18 protein-coding genes are annotated in these 18,304 nt (G+C 52.2%); 8 read left to right on the top strand and 10 right to left on the bottom strand.

Going from position 1 to position 18,304, the window contains the following annotated elements; all coding sequences use genetic code 11:
* Positions 1-289 precede the first annotated feature (289 nt).
* The 4 genes from ruvX to rsmE form a co-directional block, all read right to left on the bottom strand.
* Positions 290-718, bottom strand: a complete 429-nt coding sequence (gene ruvX, locus FH974_RS02290) for a Holliday junction resolvase RuvX (protein WP_047887442.1) — start codon at positions 716-718, stop codon at positions 290-292.
* A complete protein-coding gene (locus FH974_RS02295) occupies positions 715-1,281 on the bottom strand; it encodes a YqgE/AlgH family protein (protein WP_047887441.1) in 567 nt (188 codons plus the stop codon). The genes ruvX and FH974_RS02295 overlap by 4 nt, the downstream gene beginning before the upstream one ends.
* Before the next feature lie 133 nt (positions 1,282-1,414).
* Complete coding sequence (gshB, locus tag FH974_RS02300) at positions 1,415-2,365, bottom strand: glutathione synthase (RefSeq protein ID WP_207103469.1); 951 nt, start codon at positions 2,363-2,365, stop codon at positions 1,415-1,417.
* Between the two features lie 30 nt (positions 2,366-2,395).
* The gene (rsmE, locus tag FH974_RS02305; RefSeq protein WP_047887439.1) at positions 2,396-3,127 is read right to left on the bottom strand and encodes a 16S rRNA (uracil(1498)-N(3))-methyltransferase; all 732 of its coding nucleotides are present in this window, start codon (positions 3,125-3,127) and stop codon (positions 2,396-2,398) included.
* Between rsmE and FH974_RS02310 the strand changes: the two genes are divergently transcribed.
* The gene (locus FH974_RS02310; RefSeq protein ID WP_047887438.1) at positions 3,126-3,341 is read left to right on the top strand and encodes a hypothetical protein; all 216 of its coding nucleotides are present in this window, start codon (positions 3,126-3,128) and stop codon (positions 3,339-3,341) included. The two genes, rsmE and FH974_RS02310, sit on opposite strands and share 2 nt — an antisense overlap.
* Positions 3,342-3,368: 27 nt before the next feature.
* On the opposite strand, the gene endA is transcribed toward FH974_RS02310, so the two are convergent.
* The 3 genes from endA to metK all read right to left on the bottom strand — a co-directional run bounded on the left by endA (position 3,369) and on the right by metK (position 6,086).
* Positions 3,369-4,073 carry a deoxyribonuclease I gene (gene endA, locus FH974_RS02315; RefSeq protein ID WP_207103470.1) on the bottom strand — a complete coding sequence of 235 codons (705 nt, stop codon included), beginning with the start codon at positions 4,071-4,073 and terminating at the stop codon, positions 3,369-3,371.
* Between the two features lie 243 nt (positions 4,074-4,316).
* Positions 4,317-4,796: a SprT family zinc-dependent metalloprotease gene (locus FH974_RS02320; RefSeq protein WP_084712689.1), complete on the bottom strand. Its 480-nt coding sequence runs from the start codon at positions 4,794-4,796 to the stop codon at positions 4,317-4,319.
* Positions 4,797-4,931: 135 nt separating this feature from the next.
* A complete protein-coding gene (gene metK, locus FH974_RS02325; protein ID WP_047887435.1) occupies positions 4,932-6,086 on the bottom strand; it encodes a methionine adenosyltransferase in 1,155 nt (384 codons plus the stop codon).
* 394 nt (positions 6,087-6,480) lie between these two features.
* Between metK and tkt the strand changes: the two genes are divergently transcribed.
* From tkt to mscS, 5 genes are all read left to right on the top strand, one after another.
* Positions 6,481-8,475, top strand: coding sequence for a transketolase (tkt, locus tag FH974_RS02330; RefSeq protein WP_207103471.1), 1,995 nt, complete (start codon positions 6,481-6,483; stop codon positions 8,473-8,475).
* 271 nt (positions 8,476-8,746) lie between these two features.
* On the top strand, positions 8,747-9,805 hold the full coding sequence (epd, locus tag FH974_RS02335; protein ID WP_207103472.1) for an erythrose-4-phosphate dehydrogenase: 1,059 nt from the start codon (positions 8,747-8,749) through the stop codon (positions 9,803-9,805).
* A gap of 77 nt (positions 9,806-9,882) precedes the next feature.
* The gene (locus FH974_RS02340) at positions 9,883-11,046 is read left to right on the top strand and encodes a phosphoglycerate kinase (protein WP_047886825.1); all 1,164 of its coding nucleotides are present in this window, start codon (positions 9,883-9,885) and stop codon (positions 11,044-11,046) included.
* A 137-nt stretch (positions 11,047-11,183) separates the two neighbouring features.
* On the top strand, positions 11,184-12,260 hold the full coding sequence (gene fbaA / locus FH974_RS02345; RefSeq protein WP_047886826.1) for a class II fructose-bisphosphate aldolase: 1,077 nt from the start codon (positions 11,184-11,186) through the stop codon (positions 12,258-12,260).
* A 292-nt stretch (positions 12,261-12,552) separates the two neighbouring features.
* A complete protein-coding gene (mscS, locus tag FH974_RS02350; protein WP_047886827.1) occupies positions 12,553-13,437 on the top strand; it encodes a small-conductance mechanosensitive channel MscS in 885 nt (294 codons plus the stop codon).
* 86 nt (positions 13,438-13,523) lie between these two features.
* Here the strand turns inward: mscS and FH974_RS02355 are convergent, their stop codons facing one another.
* The gene (locus tag FH974_RS02355) at positions 13,524-14,048 is read right to left on the bottom strand and encodes a YbaK/EbsC family protein (protein ID WP_047886828.1); all 525 of its coding nucleotides are present in this window, start codon (positions 14,046-14,048) and stop codon (positions 13,524-13,526) included.
* A gap of 5 nt (positions 14,049-14,053) precedes the next feature.
* Positions 14,054-14,686, bottom strand: a complete 633-nt coding sequence (locus tag FH974_RS02360) for a LysE/ArgO family amino acid transporter (RefSeq protein WP_047886829.1) — start codon at positions 14,684-14,686, stop codon at positions 14,054-14,056.
* Positions 14,687-14,968: 282 nt separating this feature from the next.
* On the opposite strand from FH974_RS02360, the gene FH974_RS02365 reads away from it, so the two are divergent.
* A complete protein-coding gene (locus tag FH974_RS02365) occupies positions 14,969-15,865 on the top strand; it encodes a LysR family transcriptional regulator ArgP (protein ID WP_207103674.1) in 897 nt (298 codons plus the stop codon).
* Positions 15,866-15,990: 125 nt separating this feature from the next.
* Positions 15,991-16,692, top strand: a complete 702-nt coding sequence (locus FH974_RS02370) for an oxidative stress defense protein (protein WP_047886830.1) — start codon at positions 15,991-15,993, stop codon at positions 16,690-16,692.
* 189 nt (positions 16,693-16,881) lie between these two features.
* On the opposite strand, the gene serA is transcribed toward FH974_RS02370, so the two are convergent.
* Positions 16,882-18,111 carry a phosphoglycerate dehydrogenase gene (serA, locus tag FH974_RS02375; protein WP_047886831.1) on the bottom strand — a complete coding sequence of 410 codons (1,230 nt, stop codon included), beginning with the start codon at positions 18,109-18,111 and terminating at the stop codon, positions 16,882-16,884.
* Positions 18,112-18,304 lie beyond the last annotated feature (193 nt).

The raw sequence follows: 18,304 nt of genomic DNA on the forward strand, positions 1-18,304 counted from the left end.
TGCAGATCCATTTTTTCGCTGTGTGGCTAGAGGGTGAGCAAAGTGAGAAAAGCTGTACACTGGGGTTTGTGCTCGATCAACCCGCGTTTGAGATTGAACACCAAAGACGAGTATTTGAAGACGAGCTGACTGTTGCGGTTAGGCTGAGACTGGGTGAGTAACCATTTGGGTAGGGCGTAATCTGGGAGTGAAAGAAGTGGTGGCCGCTGAGCGCAGCGATAACAAACAGGCCCCGATGGGCCTGCAGATAGTCAGTGTTAGCGGGGAGTGCGAAAGCAGAATGCGGGGATTAGCCGTACTGTTGTTCAAACCAGCTTTCGAGGATCACGACCGCTGACTGAGAGTCGATATTTCCTTTGCTCAGGTTACGATAGCCGCCACGATCGAACAGATCAGAGCGGGCTTCAGCGGTGCTCAGGCGCTCATCGTGTAACTCGACCTGGCAACCGAATCGGCCGTGCAGGCGGTTAGCAAATTTTTTCGCGCGCGGTGTAATGGCTTCCAGTTCGCCACCGTGCAGATCCAGCGGCAGGCCGACGACCACTAAATCCGGTTGCCACTCCTTGAGCAGCTTTTCAATGTCATCCCAATTAGGGATGCCGTCGCGAGCCTTCAGGGCTGCCAATGGGTTGGCTGTACCGGTCAGTTCCTGGCCGATAGCCACACCGATGCTTTTGGTGCCGTAGTCAAATGCTAAAACAGTACGAGACTGGCTCATGCATGTCCTTTATCTGTCGAGAGGTGAGTAGAGGTAATGCCCAGTTTGGCAATGGCTTTATTCCAGCGCTCATGAATCGGGGTGTTAAATACCAGATCCGGATCGGCTTCAATGGTCAGCCAGGAGTTGTCAGCCAGCTCTTGTTCCAGCTGACCGGCATCCCAACCGGCATAGCCGAGGGCAACCAGAAAGTTGTCCGGCGATTCGCGGGTACCCAGCAGCGACAGGATGTCTTTGGAGGTCGTGACGGACACCTGATCGGTAATGTTTATGCTGGAGCTGAGATCGTCGCCAATCCGGTTGTGCAACACGAAGCCACGGTCAGCCGCGACCGGACCGCCGTTGAAAACCGGTTGTTCCAGGCTGGCCGGGTTCTGAACAGGCAGCTCGCGGTCAATGTCAATTTGTTCAAGCATGTTGCCCACGGAAATCTCAATAGGCAGGTTGATCACAATCCCCATCGCGCCTTCATCGTTATGCTCGCAGATATACACGACGCTGCCTTTGAAGTTTGGATCCTGTAGTTGGGGCATCGCAACCAGAAAGTGATTGGTCAAATTCATTGGAGTACCTATTACTTAAGCTGCTTCTTTAAAGTATGCCGAGTAATTGACAGAAATGGTATTTAAATGACGAGGTGAGAGCCGGCCTCACGCAGCCCGTGCGGGCTGCGTGGGAGGGCGAAAAGGAGGAGCCTTATGCCTGGTTCAGGCGGCGCTCAATCGCATCCATAAGTTTGCCGGTGATGGAGATATCAAAGGCCGCTTCGATTTCTCGAATACAGGTCGGGCTGGTCACGTTGATTTCTGTCAGCTTGTCGCCAATCACGTCCAGACCGACAAAGATCAGGCCTTTTTCTTTCAGCACCGGTGCAACGGTTTCCGCAATCTTGCGGTCTGTGTCGCTGATTGGACGTGGTTCGCCACGACCACCGGCGGCTAGGTTGCCACGGGTTTCGCCTTCGGCCGGAATACGCGCCAGGCAGTATGGCATTGGCTCACCGTCAACCACCAGAATACGCTTGTCACCGTTACTGATGTCAGGCACGAAAGTCTGCGCCATGCAGTAGTTCTGACCGTGGTTGGTCAGGGTCTCGATGATCACCGACACGTTCGGGTCATTCTTCATGACGCGGAAGATGGATGAGCCCCCCATGCCGTCCAGCGGCTTCAGGATCACGTCACCGTGCTCCTGCTGGAATGCACGAATCTTGTCGGCACGACGGGTTACAATGGTGGTCGGGGTCAGTTCCGGGAACCAAGCGGTGAACAGCTTTTCGTTGCAGTCACGCAGGCTTTGCGGTTTGTTGACAACCAGTGTGCCTTGTTCTTCTGCTCGCTCCAGAATGTAGGTCGCGTAAATGTATTCGGTATCGAACGGCGGATCTTTGCGCATCAGTACCACATCCAGCTCAGACAGGGCAATTTCCTGCTCGCCGTGGAATTCGAACCAGCCGTTCGGATCTTCTTTCAGGCTAACCACACGGGTACGGGCAATGGCCTTGCCTTGTTCCAGCGACAGGTCGTTCATTTCCATGTAGTGGATTTCCCAGCCGCGGCGCTGGGCTTCCAACATCATGGCAAAGCTGGAATCTTTCTTAATGTTGATGGACTCGATAGGGTCCATCACGATACCCAGTTTGATCATTGGTTTCTCCTAAGTTTGTCTTCCCGAGGGTTAGCCGAGATCGCCGAAGCGAACCTGCAGGGCTGTAATGGCGGTCATGGCAGCCGTTTCAGTGCGCAGGACACGAGGACCCAGCAGGATTTCATCAAATTGGTAGGTTTCTGTCATGCTGATTTCTTCAGCGGACAGACCGCCTTCCGGACCAATCAGTAGGCGTACCTTGCTGACAGGTGCTGGCAGGGTGTTAATTGAGTAACTGGCTCGTGGGTGCAGGTTCAGCTTCAGGCCGTCGTACGGCTCGCTGCACCAGTCTTCCAGTTTCATGATCGGGCGGATTTCCGGCACGCGGTTACGACCGCACTGCTCGCAGGCGCTGATGGCGATCTTCTGCCATTGCTGCAATTTTTTATCGAAGCGATCGGCGTTAAGTTTGACGCCGCAACGTTCAGAAATCAGCGGGGTAATCGTGTTGACCCCCAGCTCGACAGATTTCTGAATCGTAAATTCCATTTTTTCACCACGAGAAATCACTTGGCCGAGGTGGATATCCAGCGGGGATTCCACGCTGTTTTCACGACGTTCCTGAATGTCGACTTCCACACTTTTCTTGCTGGCGTTACTGATAATGGCTGGAAACTCAGCATTGCTGCCATCAAACAGCAGGACTTCCTGGCCAACTTGCATGCGCATGACCCGGCCAACGTGGTTGGCGGCTTCTTCACTGAGCATGATGATACCTGAAGCCGGCAGGGTTTCAGGGTGATAAATTCGTGGGATTCTCATGGCTGATTGGTCATCGTTTTCATCTAGTCTGGCAGCATTATACGAAGGATTGCTGCCTCATGGTACAGAGATGGATGCCGTGCCTCGGAAAAACAAGGGCAAAGTGGATTTGTTTTTGTTGTCCGCCATCTCCCGTGCCATCAGCTGGAAAAAGGCCAGTGTCTTCACGACGCTGGCCCAGATGCGGTTTTCGTCTCGCCAAAGGCGGTTTTAGTCCGCTGAGCGCTGGCGGAGCGGGCGGTTACAGTCCTTTTGCCTGACACAACGGCTGAACGTAAGGGTTGTGGTTACTCTGGATTTTGGCAATTCGACGGTCGCGTTCACATTCCCATTCGGTCACGGCGTACTGTCGGTTCCAGGCTTCCATCAACTGGCGCTGCTGGCGGGACAGACGGAACGGGTAGGTGTCACTCATATAGAGATAAGTGCGGGCAATCGGCCCCCGGCTGGCTGGTGGTGGATCGGCTCGTTTCTGGCTGAAGTCCACCTTCATCTCACACTGGCCGTAATTGGCGCCGTTGGTACCGTTCCAGGGCATAAAGCTGAAGTTGGAACGGTCACCGTTCACTTCGCCGATTGCCGGAGTCAGGTTATGCAGATCGGCTTCCATCTGGCGGAACTGGGCGCTGCTCTGGCAGGCTTTGCGGCCGCCTTCTTGCCAGCACTGAAGCTGGTGGCCAAATTGCCAGGCCGGTACCACGTGTTCCCATTCGATACGGTTTGCCCGGTTGGGTTGTTTGCGGACTTCATAGCCGCAGCTGGCTAGATCCGGAATCCCTTTTTTGCCCTGCCAGGTGATGTCACAGCCGCAGTAAAAGCTGACCGGATGATCCTGATAAATGCCGATAGCCAGTTTTTTGGCTTGGCTGAATGAGGTTGGATGGGCTGCCAGTGCGGAAACTGGCGCAAGCAGGCTGATCAGCAGCCAGGGAGAGGGACGACGCATGCCTTTCCTTATTCTGAAAATGAGGGCGACAAGCCTATCATCTGGCTGATTTTTTGGAACTACTTCACAGTAAGTTTTGTGTTATTTACATTCGGCAATAGCAATAGCAGCAGGGGGGCTGAGTGGCAGAACATCCGCGGTGGTTTGTATACCTACGCTTATCGGAATTACGGAATAACCGGAAGGGATAGCTCAATGCTGTCACAGACGGCTTTTGACACCAGGAGTGATAACGACAACTTTTCAGCTCAGGCGCAGTTGGCTGCCGCATCGGCGACAGTGATATACCGCCTGACCGCGGACGATTTTGTTGTGGCGGCGAACGGTCATCTGGTGCTCACTGCACTGACAGCGGTAGACAAAAGTCTGCCCCTGCACGGAAGAAATATCAAAGCTGTGTGTGGTGCGGGGGGCAACGCCAAACACGTTGTGCATGACGCCTTGCCATTCCCGGCCATGCGGACGGACCCGGCCAAACAGCTTAAAGACCACCAGATGAGCCACTTCGTGCGGAACGACTTCATCAAGAAAAGTCTGCGGATTTTCAGCCAACAGCACAGGGTTAAACCTGACTTCCCAACCCTGTAACCGCGCACTTCCTGCGATTTTCCCCCGTTGTTTGAAATTGACGACGGGCAGGGGGAAATGCTGGTTAAGGTGCCGGTTGGCCTGATGGATACAGGACTCGACCTTGGCGATCACCGTTTGCTGTAATGGGGTCATAACAATGGGCTATTAGGCGGTGTGAGTTAACGAATCTGCGCGGGAGTATAGGGGAGAGGATAACAAAAAAGGAAGCCTAAGCTTCCTTTTTGTATCTTTTCTGTATCGGAGACTGCTGGCTCCGGAGTGACATGCTTATTTGATGTTTGCGAACTCGCGCAGCATCTCAGCTTTGTCAGTTTTTTCCCATGGGAATTCTTCACGACCGAAGTGGCCGTAAGCCGCCGTTTTCTTGTACATTGGCTTCAGCAAATCCAGCATTTCGATCAGACCGTATGGGCGCAGGTCGAAGTGTTGACGTACTGCTTCAACGATGATGTCGTGAGCCACTTTCTCAGTACCGAACGTTTCGACCATGATCGACGTTGGATCAGCGACACCGATAGCGTAAGACAGCTGGATTTCACAACGGTCAGCCATGCCGGCCGCAACGATGTTCTTCGCCACATAACGAGCCGCGTAAGCTGCAGAACGGTCAACTTTCGATGGATCTTTACCAGAGAATGCGCCGCCACCGTGACGAGCTGCACCGCCGTAGGTATCAACGATGATCTTACGACCAGTCAGACCACAGTCACCCATTGGGCCACCGATAACGAAACGGCCGGTTGGGTTAATGAAGTATTTGGTGTCTTTCGTCAGCCACTCGCTTGGCAGAACCGGCTTGATGATTTCTTCCATCACCGCTTCCTGCAGCACTGGCAGTTCGATGCTGTCACAGTGTTGAGTTGACAGAACAACGGCATCGATACCCACGATTTTGCCTTGGTCGTAGGCAAAAGTGACTTGGCTTTTTGCATCCGGACGAAGCCATGGCAGGGCGCCATTTTTACGCACTTTCGCCTGACGCTCTACCAGACGGTGGGCGTAAGTAACCGGTGCTGGCATCAGCACGTCAGTTTCGTTACAGGCATAGCCAAACATGATGCCCTGGTCGCCAGCACCCAGTTCACGTGGGTCTTCACGGTCAACACCCTGGTTGATATCCGGAGACTGTTTGCCGATTGCGCTCAGAACGGCACATGAGTTTGCATCGAAGCCCATGTCAGAGTGAACGTAGCCGATTTCACGTACGGTATCACGGGTCAGTTCTTCGATATCAACCCAAGCAGACGTTGTGATTTCACCACCAACCATTACCATGCCGGTTTTTACGTAAGTCTCACACGCAACACGTGCTTTTGGATCTTGTTCTAAGATCGCATCCAATACTGCATCCGAAATCTGATCGGCAATTTTATCTGGATGGCCTTCTGACACAGACTCAGAAGTAAACAGGTGCTTCGCCATGAGCGCTCCCACAAAGTAATGTTAAAAATGGATGATGTTGGGCTCTATACCGCAGGTTGGAGATTGACATCGTATAAGGATGTACGTTCGTATGTATAGAGCTACCTCCGTCTAGACGTCTATGATACCTCTGCTCGCCGTAGAAAATCAACAATACGAAGGGTATGGGTTTGCGTTTATTCTCAGGCAAACGTTTCCGTGTTTAGGGTGAAATTACAGGTGGTTGGCCATTAGTATCGCCCATTTTGTTGATATTCGTGTTTATTTTGGCAGGAAATCGTTTGCAGATAGCCGCCAGACTTTGCGACAATACATGCCCGCCGAATACCGGTTAGTCTGGTTACCCTAAAACCAGGCTACTCCATCATAACGTCTACGAATTTCTGGAGCAGACATGTCTTCTCGTAAAGAACTTGCCAATGCAATCCGCGCCCTGAGTATGGATGGTGTGCAACAAGCTAACTCTGGCCACCCGGGTGCCCCAATGGGGATGGCTGATATTGCTGAAGTCCTGTGGCGTGGCCACCTGAACCACAACCCTCAGAACCCACAGTGGGCTGATCGCGACCGTTTCGTCCTGTCGAACGGCCACGGCTCGATGCTGATTTACTCTCTGCTTCACCTGACCGGTTACGATCTGTCTATCGATGATCTGAAAAACTTCCGTCAGCTGCACTCGAAAACCCCGGGTCACCCTGAGTACGGTTACGCACCGGGTATCGAAACGACGACTGGTCCGCTGGGTCAGGGCATCACCAATGCCGTAGGTATGGCGATTGCGGAAAAAGCACTGGCAGCGCAGTTCAACAAAGACGGCCATGACATCGTTGACCACTTCACCTACGTGTTCATGGGCGACGGCTGTCTGATGGAAGGCATCTCTCACGAAGCGTGCTCACTGGCCGGTACTCTGGGCCTGGGCAAACTGATCGCATTCTGGGATGACAACGGCATCTCTATCGACGGTCACGTGGAAGGCTGGTTCTCCGACGACACACCAAAACGTTTTGAAGCATACGGCTGGCACGTTATTCCAGCGGTTGACGGTCACGATTCTGACGCGATCAACGCGGCAATCGAAGCGGCGAAAGCCGACCCTCGTCCAACCCTGATTTGTACTAAGACCATCATCGGTTTCGGTTCACCAAACAAAGCAGGCTCACACGACTGTCACGGTGCACCACTGGGCCACGACGAAATCGCGGCTGCCCGTGAATTCCTGGGCTGGAACCACGGTCCGTTTGAAATCCCGGCAGACATCTACGCTGAGTGGGATGCAAAAGAAGCGGGCGCTGCCAAAGAAGCGACCTGGAACGACAAGTTCGCGGCGTACCAAGCGGCTTACCCTGAGCTGGCTGCTGAGTACAAGCGCCGTGTCAACGGTGAGCTACCAGCGAACTGGGAAGAAGCGACCAGCGCAATCATTGCTGAGCTGCAAGCCAACCCAGCGAACATCGCATCCCGTAAAGCGTCTCAAAACGCGCTGGAAGCGTTCGGTAAACTGCTGCCGGAATTCATGGGCGGCTCAGCTGACCTGGCACCGTCTAACCTGACCATGTGGTCTGGCTCGAAGTCTCTGGAAGCGGGTGACTTCTCGGGTAACTACATCCATTACGGTGTACGTGAATTCGGCATGACTGCGATCATCAACGGTATCGCCCTGCACGGCGGTTTCGTGCCTTATGGTGCCACCTTCCTGATGTTCATGGAATACGCCCGTAACGCGATGCGCATGGCCGCTCTGATGAAAATTCAGAACATCCAAGTGTACACGCACGACTCTATCGGTCTGGGTGAAGACGGCCCGACGCACCAGCCGGTTGAGCAAATGGCGTCTCTGCGCCTGACGCCGAACATGAGCACGTGGCGTCCGTGTGACCAGGTTGAGTCTGCGGTTGCCTGGAAACTGGCTATCGAGCGTAAAGATGCGCCATCAGCGCTGATCTTCTCGCGTCAGAACCTGGCGCAGCAAGAGCGCTCTGAGGTTCAGGTGGCTGACATCGCGAAGGGTGGTTACATCCTGAAAGATTGTGCCGGCAAACCTGAGCTGATCCTGATCGCGACCGGCTCTGAAGTCGAGCTGGCTGTGAACGCAGCAGCGGAACTGACAGCCGAAGGCAAGCTGGTTCGCGTGGTCTCTATGCCATCGACTGACACGTTCGACACGCAAGACGCGGCATATCGCGAAGCAGTGCTGCCATCTGACGTGACAGCACGTATCGCTATCGAAGCGGGTATCGCAGATTTCTGGTACAAGTACGTCGGTTTCGACGGCCGCATCATCGGCATGACCAGCTTCGGTGAATCTGCACCGGCTGGCCAACTGTTCGAAATGTTCGGCTTTACCACTGAGAATGTCGTCAGCACAGCGAAAGAGCTACTGGCGTAATTTAGCGGGTAAATATACGGTAGCTTAAGGGCTACAGTATTTATTTCGAAGGATGAAAAAAAGACCTCTTCACGAGGTCTTTTTTTATATGAATTGAGATCTCACTCACATTGGATTGTGTTGGAAAAGTCATCATGCCAAGCGTGGGAATTATCTTAACGTTTTGTTTTATTTTGGGTTTGTAAGTCAGGGTGATGGCCTTCACAATTATCGTGATTCTCACAATCGCTTGGTATACACTAACCCCGCTTAATAATTTTGTAGCACGGATATGACACTAAGAGTCGCAATTAATGGATTTGGCCGTATCGGACGCAGTGTGCTTCGCGCCCTGTATGAAAGCGGCAAACACCACCACATTCAAGTCGTGGCAGTCAACGAGTTAGCTGAGCCTGAAGCCATGGCTCATCTGCTGCAGTATGACACCAGCCATGGCCGCTTCCATAAGTCTGTCAGCCATGACCAGGAGCATCTGTTCATCGGCGGGGCGGATAATCAGGATCAAATCCGTATCCTGCACCAAAGCGACATCCACTTGCTGCCTTGGAAAGACTTAGCCATTGATATCGTGCTGGACTGTACCGGCATCTTTGGCACCCGAAGCGACGGCGAAGCCCATATCAAAGCCGGCGCGAGAAAAGTCCTGTTTTCCCACCCTGCTGCAAACGACATCGACAATACAATCATATACGGTGTTAACCACCAGACCCTGACCGCCGACGACCTGATTGTGTCCAACGGTTCCTGTACCACCAACTGTATTGTCCCGGTTATTAAAGTGCTGGATGAAGCCTTTGGCATTGAGTCCGGCACCATTACCACCATTCACTCGGCGATGAATGACCAGCAGGTCATTGACGCCTACCACACCGACTTACGTCGTACCCGAGCTGCCAGCCAGTCAATTATCCCCGTTGATACTAAACTTCATCTGGGTATCGGTCGTATCTTTCCGGAATTTTCTGACAAATTTGAAGCTATTTCTGTGCGTGTACCAACAATTAACGTCACAGCGATGGATTTAAGTGTCACCGTGAAAACAAATGTGAAAGTTAATGACGTAAATCAATCACTGGCAGAAGCGTCTCGTTGTACATTAGACGGTATTGTGGACTATACCGAAGCGCCCCTTGTCTCCATTGACTTCAACCACGATCCACACAGTGCGATCGTTGACGGGACGCAAACCCGGGTCAGTAACCAGCATTTAATCAAGTTGCTGATCTGGTGCGATAATGAATGGGGATTTGCCAACCGGATGCTTGATACCGCGTTGGCAATGCAGGCGGTTGATGACAGCCGTGCTGCCTGTAACACAACTGAGCAGTAAGAATTAGCGGGCCTGGCAGTGACGCCGGGCCGACAAAAACTTTGACTTTAAATTAATCACTGTTGAGAGGACAAACCATGTCTGTAATCAAGATGACTGATCTGGACCTTGCAGGTAAACGCGTATTCATTCGTGCGGACCTGAACGTGCCAGTAAAAGACGGTAAAGTAACTTCAGATGCGCGTATCCTGGCATCTCTGCCAACGATCAAGCACTGCCTGGAAGCGGGTGCCAAAGTAATGGTTACTTCTCACCTGGGTCGTCCGACTGAAGGCGAATACGCTGACGAGTTCTCTCTACAACCAGTAGTGAACTACCTGAACGACGCTCTGGATTGCGAAGTGAAGCTGGTAAAAGACTACCTGGACGGCGTGGAACTGAATGCTGGTGAACTGGTTGTTCTGGAAAACGTTCGCTTTAACAAAGGCGAAAAGAAAAACGAAGAAGAACTGTCTAAGAAATATGCGGCACTGTGTGACGTATTCGTGATGGATGCATTCGGTACAGCTCACCGCGCACAAGCCTCTACTCACGGTGTAGGTATGCACGCACCGGTTGCTTGTGCGGGTCCTCTGCTGGCTAACGAACTGGAAGCGCTGGGTAAAGCGATGGACAAACCGGCTCGTCCGATGGTCGCTATCGTTGGTGGTTCTAAAGTTTCGACTAAACTGACAGTACTTGAGTCACTGTCTAAAATTGCTGACCAACTGGTTGTGGGTGGCGGTATCGCTAACACCTTTATTGCGGCGGCTGGCTACAATGTAGGTAAGTCTCTGTACGAAGCTGATCTGGTTGATACAGCGAAGAAACTGATGGATGAGTGTGCAATTCCGGTTGCTACTGACGTGGCATGTGCAAAAGCCTTCGACGAGAATGCGGAAGCAGAAATCAAACACGTTTCTGAAGTACAAGACGACGACATGATCTTCGACCTGGGCCCTGAATCAACAGAAGCGCTGGCGAAAATCCTGAAAGACGCGAAAACTATCCTGTGGAATGGTCCGGTTGGCGTTTTCGAGTTCAAGAATTTCGAAGCGGGTACGAAAGGCATCTCTGAAGCGATTGCCGCGTCTGACGGTTTCTCTGTTGCAGGTGGCGGTGATACGCTGGCTGCCATCGACAAATTCGGCATCAAAGCTGACGTATCTTACATCTCTACTGGTGGTGGTGCGTTCCTTGAGTTCGTTGAAGGCAAAAAACTACCAGCAGTTGCTATGCTGGAAGAGCGTGCTAAAGCTTAATCAAACAGGGCGGGAGCGTATGGCTCCCGCGCTTTAATTGTTTGTTAACAAGGTGCCGTTTTTGTAGAATACGGCGGTAGCAAACGATTGCAAAGATTTCCATTTATACAGACAACAAGGCAAATAGGACTATTGTTATGTCTAAGATCTTCGATTTCGTAAAACCTGGTGTGATTTCTGGCGACGACGTACAGAAAGTATTTGAAGTTGCAAAAGAAAACCAGTTTGCACTTCCAGCGGTAAACGTAGTTAACACTGACTCTATCAACGCTGTACTGGAAGCGGCTGCGAACGTTAAAGCTCCAGTTATCGTTCAGTTCTCTAACGGCGGTGCTGCATTCTTCGCTGGTAAAGGTCTGAAACTAGAAGGTCAGGAAGCACAAATCAAAGGTGCGGTTGCTGGCGCGAAATACGTACACGCTATCGCTGAATCTTACGGTGTGCCTGTTATTCTGCACACTGACCACGCAGCGAAGAAACTGCTGCCATGGATCGACGGTCTGCTGGATGCGGGTGAAGAGTACTTCGCTCAAACTGGTAAGCCTCTGTTCTCTTCTCACATGATCGACCTGTCTGAAGAGTCTCTGGAAGAAAACATCGAAATCTGTGCGAAGTACCTTGAGCGCATGGCGAAGATGAACATGACTCTGGAAATCGAACTGGGTTGTACTGGTGGTGAAGAAGACGGCGTAGACAACTCTGACATGGATCAGTCTGAGCTGTACACTTCTCCAGAAGACGTTGCTTACGCTTACGAAAAACTGAGCGCAATCAGCCACCGTTTCACTATCGCAGCATCTTTCGGTAACGTACACGGCGTATACAAACCAGGTAACGTTGTTCTGACTCCGACCATCCTGCGTGACTCTCAAGCTTACTGCTCTGAGAAATTCGGTCTGCCAACTAACACGCTGAACTTCGTATTCCACGGTGGTTCAGGCTCTACACTGGAAGAAATTCGTGAGTCTATCTCTTACGGTGTAATCAAAATGAACATCGATACTGATACTCAGTGGGCAACTTGGGACGGCGTTCGTAAATACGAAGCGGATAACCACGATTACCTGCAAGGTCAAATCGGTAACCCAACAGGTGAAGACGCGCCGAACAAGAAATACTACGACCCACGCGTATGGCTGCGTGCTGGTCAGGCTTCTATGGTTAAGCGTCTGGAGCAAGCGTTCTCTGACCTGAACGCGATCGACGTACTGTAATCTGTCGTTCTTTCTCCAAAGATTTAAAAAGCCCGCAATCGCGGGCTTTTTTATATCGTCAAAAAAATGACGTGATCTATGTCATATTTTTGTTGGTCTTTTTTGCACCCGCAGGTATTATCGCGGCACGGCGATACTTGGGAATGACTAACCAATTCAATGAAATCACTGTTATAGTGGTAGTTGCATAAGTCATTTATCTGAGTACTGCACGATAATAATTATGCTCCCGGACGATGTGGTATCGCAACGGGAACCACGTAGATAACCTATTTAGCAGAGTAAGATACGTATGAGTGAAAGTGTCGCAAATAGTGTCGTAGAGACGATTACGGATAACGATTTAACTAATGGTGTGCTGAATGCTGGTACATGGATTTCTGATAACCAGGATTTGCTGATTCAGTATGGGGTTAACCTTTTATCTGCCCTGCTGATCCTGTTTATCGGTAACATTATTACTAAAACTATCGCCAATGGCGTAGCGCGCATGCTGCGTAAAAAGCAGATGGACGATGCAGTGGTGGAGTTCCTGCATTCACTGGTTCGTTACCTGCTGTTTGTGATCGTACTGATTGCCGCTCTTGGCCGTGTTGGCGTTCAAACGGCGTCTGTGGTTGCTGTTATCGGTGCCGCGGGTCTGGCCGTTGGTCTGGCCCTGCAAGGTTCTCTGTCTAACTTTGCGGCTGGTGTGCTGATTGTTGCTTTCCGCCCGTTCAAATCTGGTGACTACGTAGAAGTCGGCGGTGTGGCTGGTTCGGTAGAATCCATTCAGGTGTTCTCTACGGTTCTGAAAACGCCAGACAACAAGATGGTTGTGGTTCCTAACGCATCGGTGATCGGTGGCCCAATCACAAACTACTCACGTCATGAGACCCGCCGTATCGACTACGTGATCGGTGTGTCGTACAAGTCTGATCTGAAGAAAACCAAAGCGGTTCTGGAGCGAGTGGTTGCTGCTGAAGCGCGCGTTCTGAAAGACCCAGCGCCAACCATCGGTGTGGTAGCACTGGCTGACTCTTCCGTTAACTTCGTGGTACGTCCATGGGTGAAAACGTCTGATTACTGGGGCGTGTACTTCGACCTTTTGCAAGCGATCAAAGAAGAGCTGGACAAAGAAGGTATCGAGATCCCATTCCCACAAATGGATGTTCACCTGAACAAGATCGAAAAGTAATCACCGAGTTGGTATTACTGACTGATTCAAAAAAGAAAATGGAGCCGATTGGCTCCATTTTTTATGGCGGGTGCTGTGCGGCTGAGTTATGCGCTGTGCACCTCAGGCAGCGGGATCACTGTGTTCGGCAGGGCCGCCAGCAGCGTATCAAGGTCCGCACTGGCAAAGGCGAAAGTAAACTCCGGTTTGCCCGGGGTATACATCAGCTCAGGGTGCTGATACAGCACCGGGTCGACCAGCAGGGTAATCTCTTCGGGCAAGCCGAACGGGCAGACCGCACCTGGCACACAACCTATCGCGGCAGCCATTTCATCATGGGTGCACACGGATACCCGTTTCCCCAGCGCTTGTTTGACTAGCTTACTGTCCAAGCGGCTGTCTTTATGTGTCAGGAGCAGGCTGTGGCCGCCTCCCTTCATTTTCATAAACAGACTTTTGGTGGGTGCCGCTGTCCAGCCCAGCTCATCGGCCAGTCTGGCATCTGTCTCATAATCCAGTACCGGTTCGTGTTCCCATGCCTGATAAGCAATCCCAGTCTGGCGGAACAGCGCCAGGTTACTCTGGTAAATTGTGTCTACGTTTTTCCCTAAAGCTAAAATTTCCTGCTGCATAAAGACTACCCCAATGTTTTTGTCCAGAGTTCCTGGCTGAGATGGAATGCAATGAAGAACATCATACCGGCAACGGCCAGATCGATTCCGCGCTTGACCTTTGGTTGGGACAGCGTGGGCCCGAGCTTGGCAGCGCCGATGGAAAGGGTATAGAACCAGACGAAAGATGCCATGATCGTACCCAGGGCAAACGCGATTCTGTCATGTCCTTCAAACTGACCGCCAATCGACCCGAGAATCACCACGGTATCCAGGTACATGTGCGGGTTCAGCACTGTCACAGCCAGGGCGCCGAGAATAACGGCACGTCGACCACGCGCCAGTACCTGCGTCGAGGCTTCCTCGGCGGATGCTGAACGCAGCGCGCTGCTGAGTGACAAAGCGCCGTAAAAAGTCAGAAACAGAATACCGCCAATGGTGACACAGGTCAGCAGGGTTTTATTGCTGGACAGCAGGGCACCGCCGCCGAAAATGCCCAGGCTGATGAACAGGGTATCAAGCAGACTGCAGATCGTCGCCGTGGTCAGATGATGGTTACGCTTGATTCCCTGATTCAGAACAAACGCGTTTTGCGCACCAATCGGGATGATCATCGAAGCGCCCAGTCCAAATCCTTGCAGTAAAACCCAGATACTCATTGTTTTGCGATTCCTGTCATTATTACAAACACCGAGTGGGCTTTGCCCACGTGATGGCGTGGTGAAAAAGATGGAGGCAGCATACAATCGCCATATAGTCTGGGTACAACTAATAATATTTATTGATTATTAGAGTTTCTAATAATAGTGGGGCGGTGTGCTGAGCTTGAGAGTGTCAGCCTGTAGGTCTGCCGCCAAGGCTGGACCGCAATGGAGAAACTCAGCATCGCAGAAGACACTGCGTTGAAGTCGACCACCCAGCCGGAACGACAGGAGAAAGGAATGCGGGGACTGGATTATCGCTGGATTGAAGCACTGGATGCGGTGATTTCCCAGCGTGGGTTTGAACGGGCCGCTGAGCATTTGTGTATCACCCAGTCAGCGGTCTCGCAACGGGTGAAACAGCTGGAAAAACTGATGGCTCAACCAATGCTGGTGCGGGGACAGCCCCCAAGAGCCACTCCGGCCGGTCAGAAAATGCTGGGCTTATACCGCCGGGTTCGTTTGCTGGAGCAGGAATTACTGCCGGTGTTGGCGACCGATGCCGACGATCAGCCGATGTCGGTTGCCATTGCCACGAATGCAGACAGTCTGGCAACCTGGCTGCTACCGGCACTGAGCCCTCTACTGAAGTCGCGTCGCATTGAGCTGAATTTGCTGGTGGAAGATGAGGCCCGAACGCTGGATAAGCTACGCAGCGGTGAGGTGGTCGGGGCGCTCAGTATGGAAAGCCGCCCGCTGCCGGGATGCGTCGCTGAGTACCTGGGACGGGTTGACTATCTGTGTGTGGCCAGCCCTGAATTTGCCGCCCGGTATTTTGCTGCCGGGGTAAGTCGTGACAGCCTGCTGGCGGCTCCCGGCGTGACCTTTGACCAGCATGATGATATGCATGAGCAGTTCGTCCATCAGCATTTTAACCTGCCGCCGGGCAGTGTGATGAAGCATACCGTCCGTTCGTCGGAGGCCTTTGTGCGGCTGGCGCTGGAAGGGATTGCGTTCTGCCTGATCCCCCGAGTGCAGATAGAGCAGGAGCTGGCGCAGGGGGTGTTGGTAAACCTGACCCCCGAGATAATGCTCAGTCGACGGATGTACTGGCATCACTGGGCGCTGGAGAGTGGGGTACTGGCCGAGCTGACCCGGCAGCTGACGGAGTATGCCCGGCGTATACTGCCGCAATAGTGGCTGTGCAGGATGATCGTTAATGATAAATAAAACAATGTACAAAAAATTTCACTAGAATGGGAATTTTTTGTGGTGACGAGTTGTCGAAAGGATATATTTCGTAAAACGAACAGGAAATCACGATGAAAAAACCACTAGTTGCTGCAATGCTGGGTATGAGTTTGATGGGGCTGAGCGGCGTGGCATCTGCCAACGTTTCGGTTCCTCACCTACAAACCACCGGTCACGGTGAAGTGACGGCACAGCCGGATATGGCCGTTTTTTCTGTCGCGGTGGAAGAGCTGCGTCCGACAGCTAAAGCAGCCAAAGAGGCCGCAGATAAAGCGGTAACCGCATTTGTGGATCGCCTGCTGAAAGAAGGTCTGGATCGCAGCCAGATCCAGAGCGCCAATATTAATCTGCAGCCGCAGTACCATTATCCGAAAGACCAAGAGCCAGAACTGAAAGGCTACCGTGCCAGCCGTTACATCACGGTCACCGTGAACTCACTGGATAAGCTGAATACCTATCTCGACAATGCGTTGGGCGACGGCATCAATCGCATCAATAATATCGAGCTGAAAGTCAGCAATGAAAAAGAGTATCAAGATCAGGCGCGTCAGGCTGCGGTAAAAGATGCGATGGAAAAAGCCAAGTCTCTGGCTGATGGATTTGGCGAGAAGCTGGATGGCGTTTGGCAGATTAACTACCAGACCAGCTACCCGCGTCCAGTGATGATGCGCATGGCGATGGATGCTCCGGCAATGGAAAAATCTATGGGCTATCAGGACACTCAGATCGTGATCCGCGATCAGGTGGATGTCACCTTTAAGCTTCAGGATTAATTACGTTGCTGACATGCCGCTAAAGCGGGGCTGAAATGCAAAACACGGAGTGATGGCTGACGGACTCTGCGTCGTCAGGTAACAGAATCAAAAAGCGAGAGGCTGGCCTCTCGCTTTTTTGTTTCAATCGCTTGTCGGACGGGGCTGGTTGTCGCGTTTATCCCCGTCACGCAACTCAGTCTCAGTGACTTAGTGCAGGATACGGGCGCGGATTGTGCCGTCGATCGCTTTCAGTTTCGTTAAGGCTTCTTCTGCGCGCTCGGTTTCGACATCAATTACCACGTAGCCGATTTCCGGCCCGGTTTGCAGGTACTGCGCGGCAATGTTGATGCCGTCTGAAGCAAAGATCGTCGTGATCTGGTTCAGGATACCCGGACGGTTTTCGTGAATGTGCAGCAGGCGCGAGCAGTTGCGGTGTTCAGGCAGCGATACTTCCGGGAAGCCAACGGCCGACAGGGTCGAACCATTGTCTGAGTATTTCGCCATCTTACCGGCAACTTCGATACCGATATTGGCTTGGGCTTCCTGAGTGGAACCGCCGATGTGCGGCGTCAGCAGTACGTTGTCAAATTTGCTCAGTGGCGTTTCGAACGGATCGTTGTTGGTCTTCGGCTCTACCGGGAAGACGTCGATCGCCGCACCAGCCAGGTGGCTGCTTTCCAGCGCAGAGCACAGCGCGTCGATGTCGACAACGGTGCCGCGAGCAGCATTGATAAAGATTGAGCCCGGCTTCATCAGTGCAAATTCTTCCGGCCCCATCATATTTTGAGTATCGTGCGTTTCCGGCACATGCAGGCTGATCACGTCACACATGTTCAGCAGTTCAGTACGGGACGCCACCTGTGTTGCATTACCCAGCGACAGCTTGTTTTCGATGTCGTAGTAGTACACGTGCATACCCAGATTCTCCGCCAGAATACCCAGCTGTGTACCGATGTGGCCGTAGCCGATAATACCCAGGCGCTTACCACGTGCTTCGTAAGAGTTATCCGCTGATTTCAGCCACTCACCACGGTGAGCTTTGGCATTTTTCTCCGGCACGCCGCGTAGCAGTAGCAAAATTTCACCCAGTACCAGTTCCGCGACACTACGGGTATTAGAGAACGGTGCGTTAAAGACCGGAATACCGCGCTTAGTCGCTGCATCCAGATCTACTTGGTTGGTTCCGATACAGAAACAGCCTACCGCGGTCAGTTTCTTCGCCGCTTCGAAAACTTCGTCAGTCAGCTGAGTGCGGGATCGGATCCCGATAAAGTGAACGTCTTCAATGGCAGTCAGCAGTTCCTCTCCGGAGAGGGAGCCTTTGTGGTACTCGATGTTGGTGTAGCCAGCCTGCTGCAACACTTCGATTGCTGAAGGGTGGATGCCTTCGAGCAGCAGAATTTTTATCTTTTCTTTATCCAGTGAAACTTTTGCCATTGATACTCATCCTTAACAACACTTGGGGCGAAGGGAGGGGCTCATGGGAGCGAGGCAGAGGCAGGAAAAGGAAGGAACAGATTTCCTGTATGCGGGCCATCCATGAGCGCCACAAATTACAATTGCTTACATGCAGGCTTTTACGTTACCAAAAAATGCGCAGGAAGGGTAAGAATATTACAGGATTGATAAG

The organism is Photobacterium ganghwense, from assembly GCF_017329545.1.
GTDB lineage: Bacteria > Pseudomonadota > Gammaproteobacteria > Enterobacterales > Vibrionaceae > Photobacterium > Photobacterium ganghwense.

Excerpts from the sequence above, each read along its gene's own strand:
- ruvX (WP_047887442.1), bottom strand. The coding sequence starts at position 718 with ATGAGCCAGTCTCGTACTGTTTTAGCATTTGACTACGGCACCAAAAGC.
- FH974_RS02295 (WP_047887441.1), bottom strand. The coding sequence starts at position 1,281 with ATGAATTTGACCAATCACTTTCTGGTTGCGATGCCCCAACTACAGGAT.
- gshB (WP_207103469.1), bottom strand. The coding sequence starts at position 2,365 with ATGATCAAACTGGGTATCGTGATGGACCCTATCGAGTCCATCAACATT.
- FH974_RS02310 (WP_047887438.1), top strand. The coding sequence starts at position 3,126 with ATGGCTGATTGGTCATCGTTTTCATCTAGTCTGGCAGCATTATACGAA.
- rsmE (WP_047887439.1), bottom strand. The coding sequence starts at position 3,127 with ATGAGAATCCCACGAATTTATCACCCTGAAACCCTGCCGGCTTCAGGT.
- endA (WP_207103470.1), bottom strand. The coding sequence starts at position 4,073 with ATGCGTCGTCCCTCTCCCTGGCTGCTGATCAGCCTGCTTGCGCCAGTT.
- FH974_RS02320 (WP_084712689.1), bottom strand. The coding sequence starts at position 4,796 with ATGACCCCATTACAGCAAACGGTGATCGCCAAGGTCGAGTCCTGTATC.
- metK (WP_047887435.1), bottom strand. The coding sequence starts at position 6,086 with ATGGCGAAGCACCTGTTTACTTCTGAGTCTGTGTCAGAAGGCCATCCA.
- tkt (WP_207103471.1), top strand. The coding sequence starts at position 6,481 with ATGTCTTCTCGTAAAGAACTTGCCAATGCAATCCGCGCCCTGAGTATG.
- epd (WP_207103472.1), top strand. The coding sequence starts at position 8,747 with ATGACACTAAGAGTCGCAATTAATGGATTTGGCCGTATCGGACGCAGT.
- FH974_RS02340 (WP_047886825.1), top strand. The coding sequence starts at position 9,883 with ATGTCTGTAATCAAGATGACTGATCTGGACCTTGCAGGTAAACGCGTA.
- fbaA (WP_047886826.1), top strand. The coding sequence starts at position 11,184 with ATGTCTAAGATCTTCGATTTCGTAAAACCTGGTGTGATTTCTGGCGAC.
- mscS (WP_047886827.1), top strand. The coding sequence starts at position 12,553 with ATGAGTGAAAGTGTCGCAAATAGTGTCGTAGAGACGATTACGGATAAC.
- FH974_RS02355 (WP_047886828.1), bottom strand. The coding sequence starts at position 14,048 with ATGCAGCAGGAAATTTTAGCTTTAGGGAAAAACGTAGACACAATTTAC.
- FH974_RS02360 (WP_047886829.1), bottom strand. The coding sequence starts at position 14,686 with ATGAGTATCTGGGTTTTACTGCAAGGATTTGGACTGGGCGCTTCGATG.
- FH974_RS02365 (WP_207103674.1), top strand. The coding sequence starts at position 14,969 with ATGCGGGGACTGGATTATCGCTGGATTGAAGCACTGGATGCGGTGATT.
- FH974_RS02370 (WP_047886830.1), top strand. The coding sequence starts at position 15,991 with ATGAAAAAACCACTAGTTGCTGCAATGCTGGGTATGAGTTTGATGGGG.
- serA (WP_047886831.1), bottom strand. The coding sequence starts at position 18,111 with ATGGCAAAAGTTTCACTGGATAAAGAAAAGATAAAAATTCTGCTGCTC.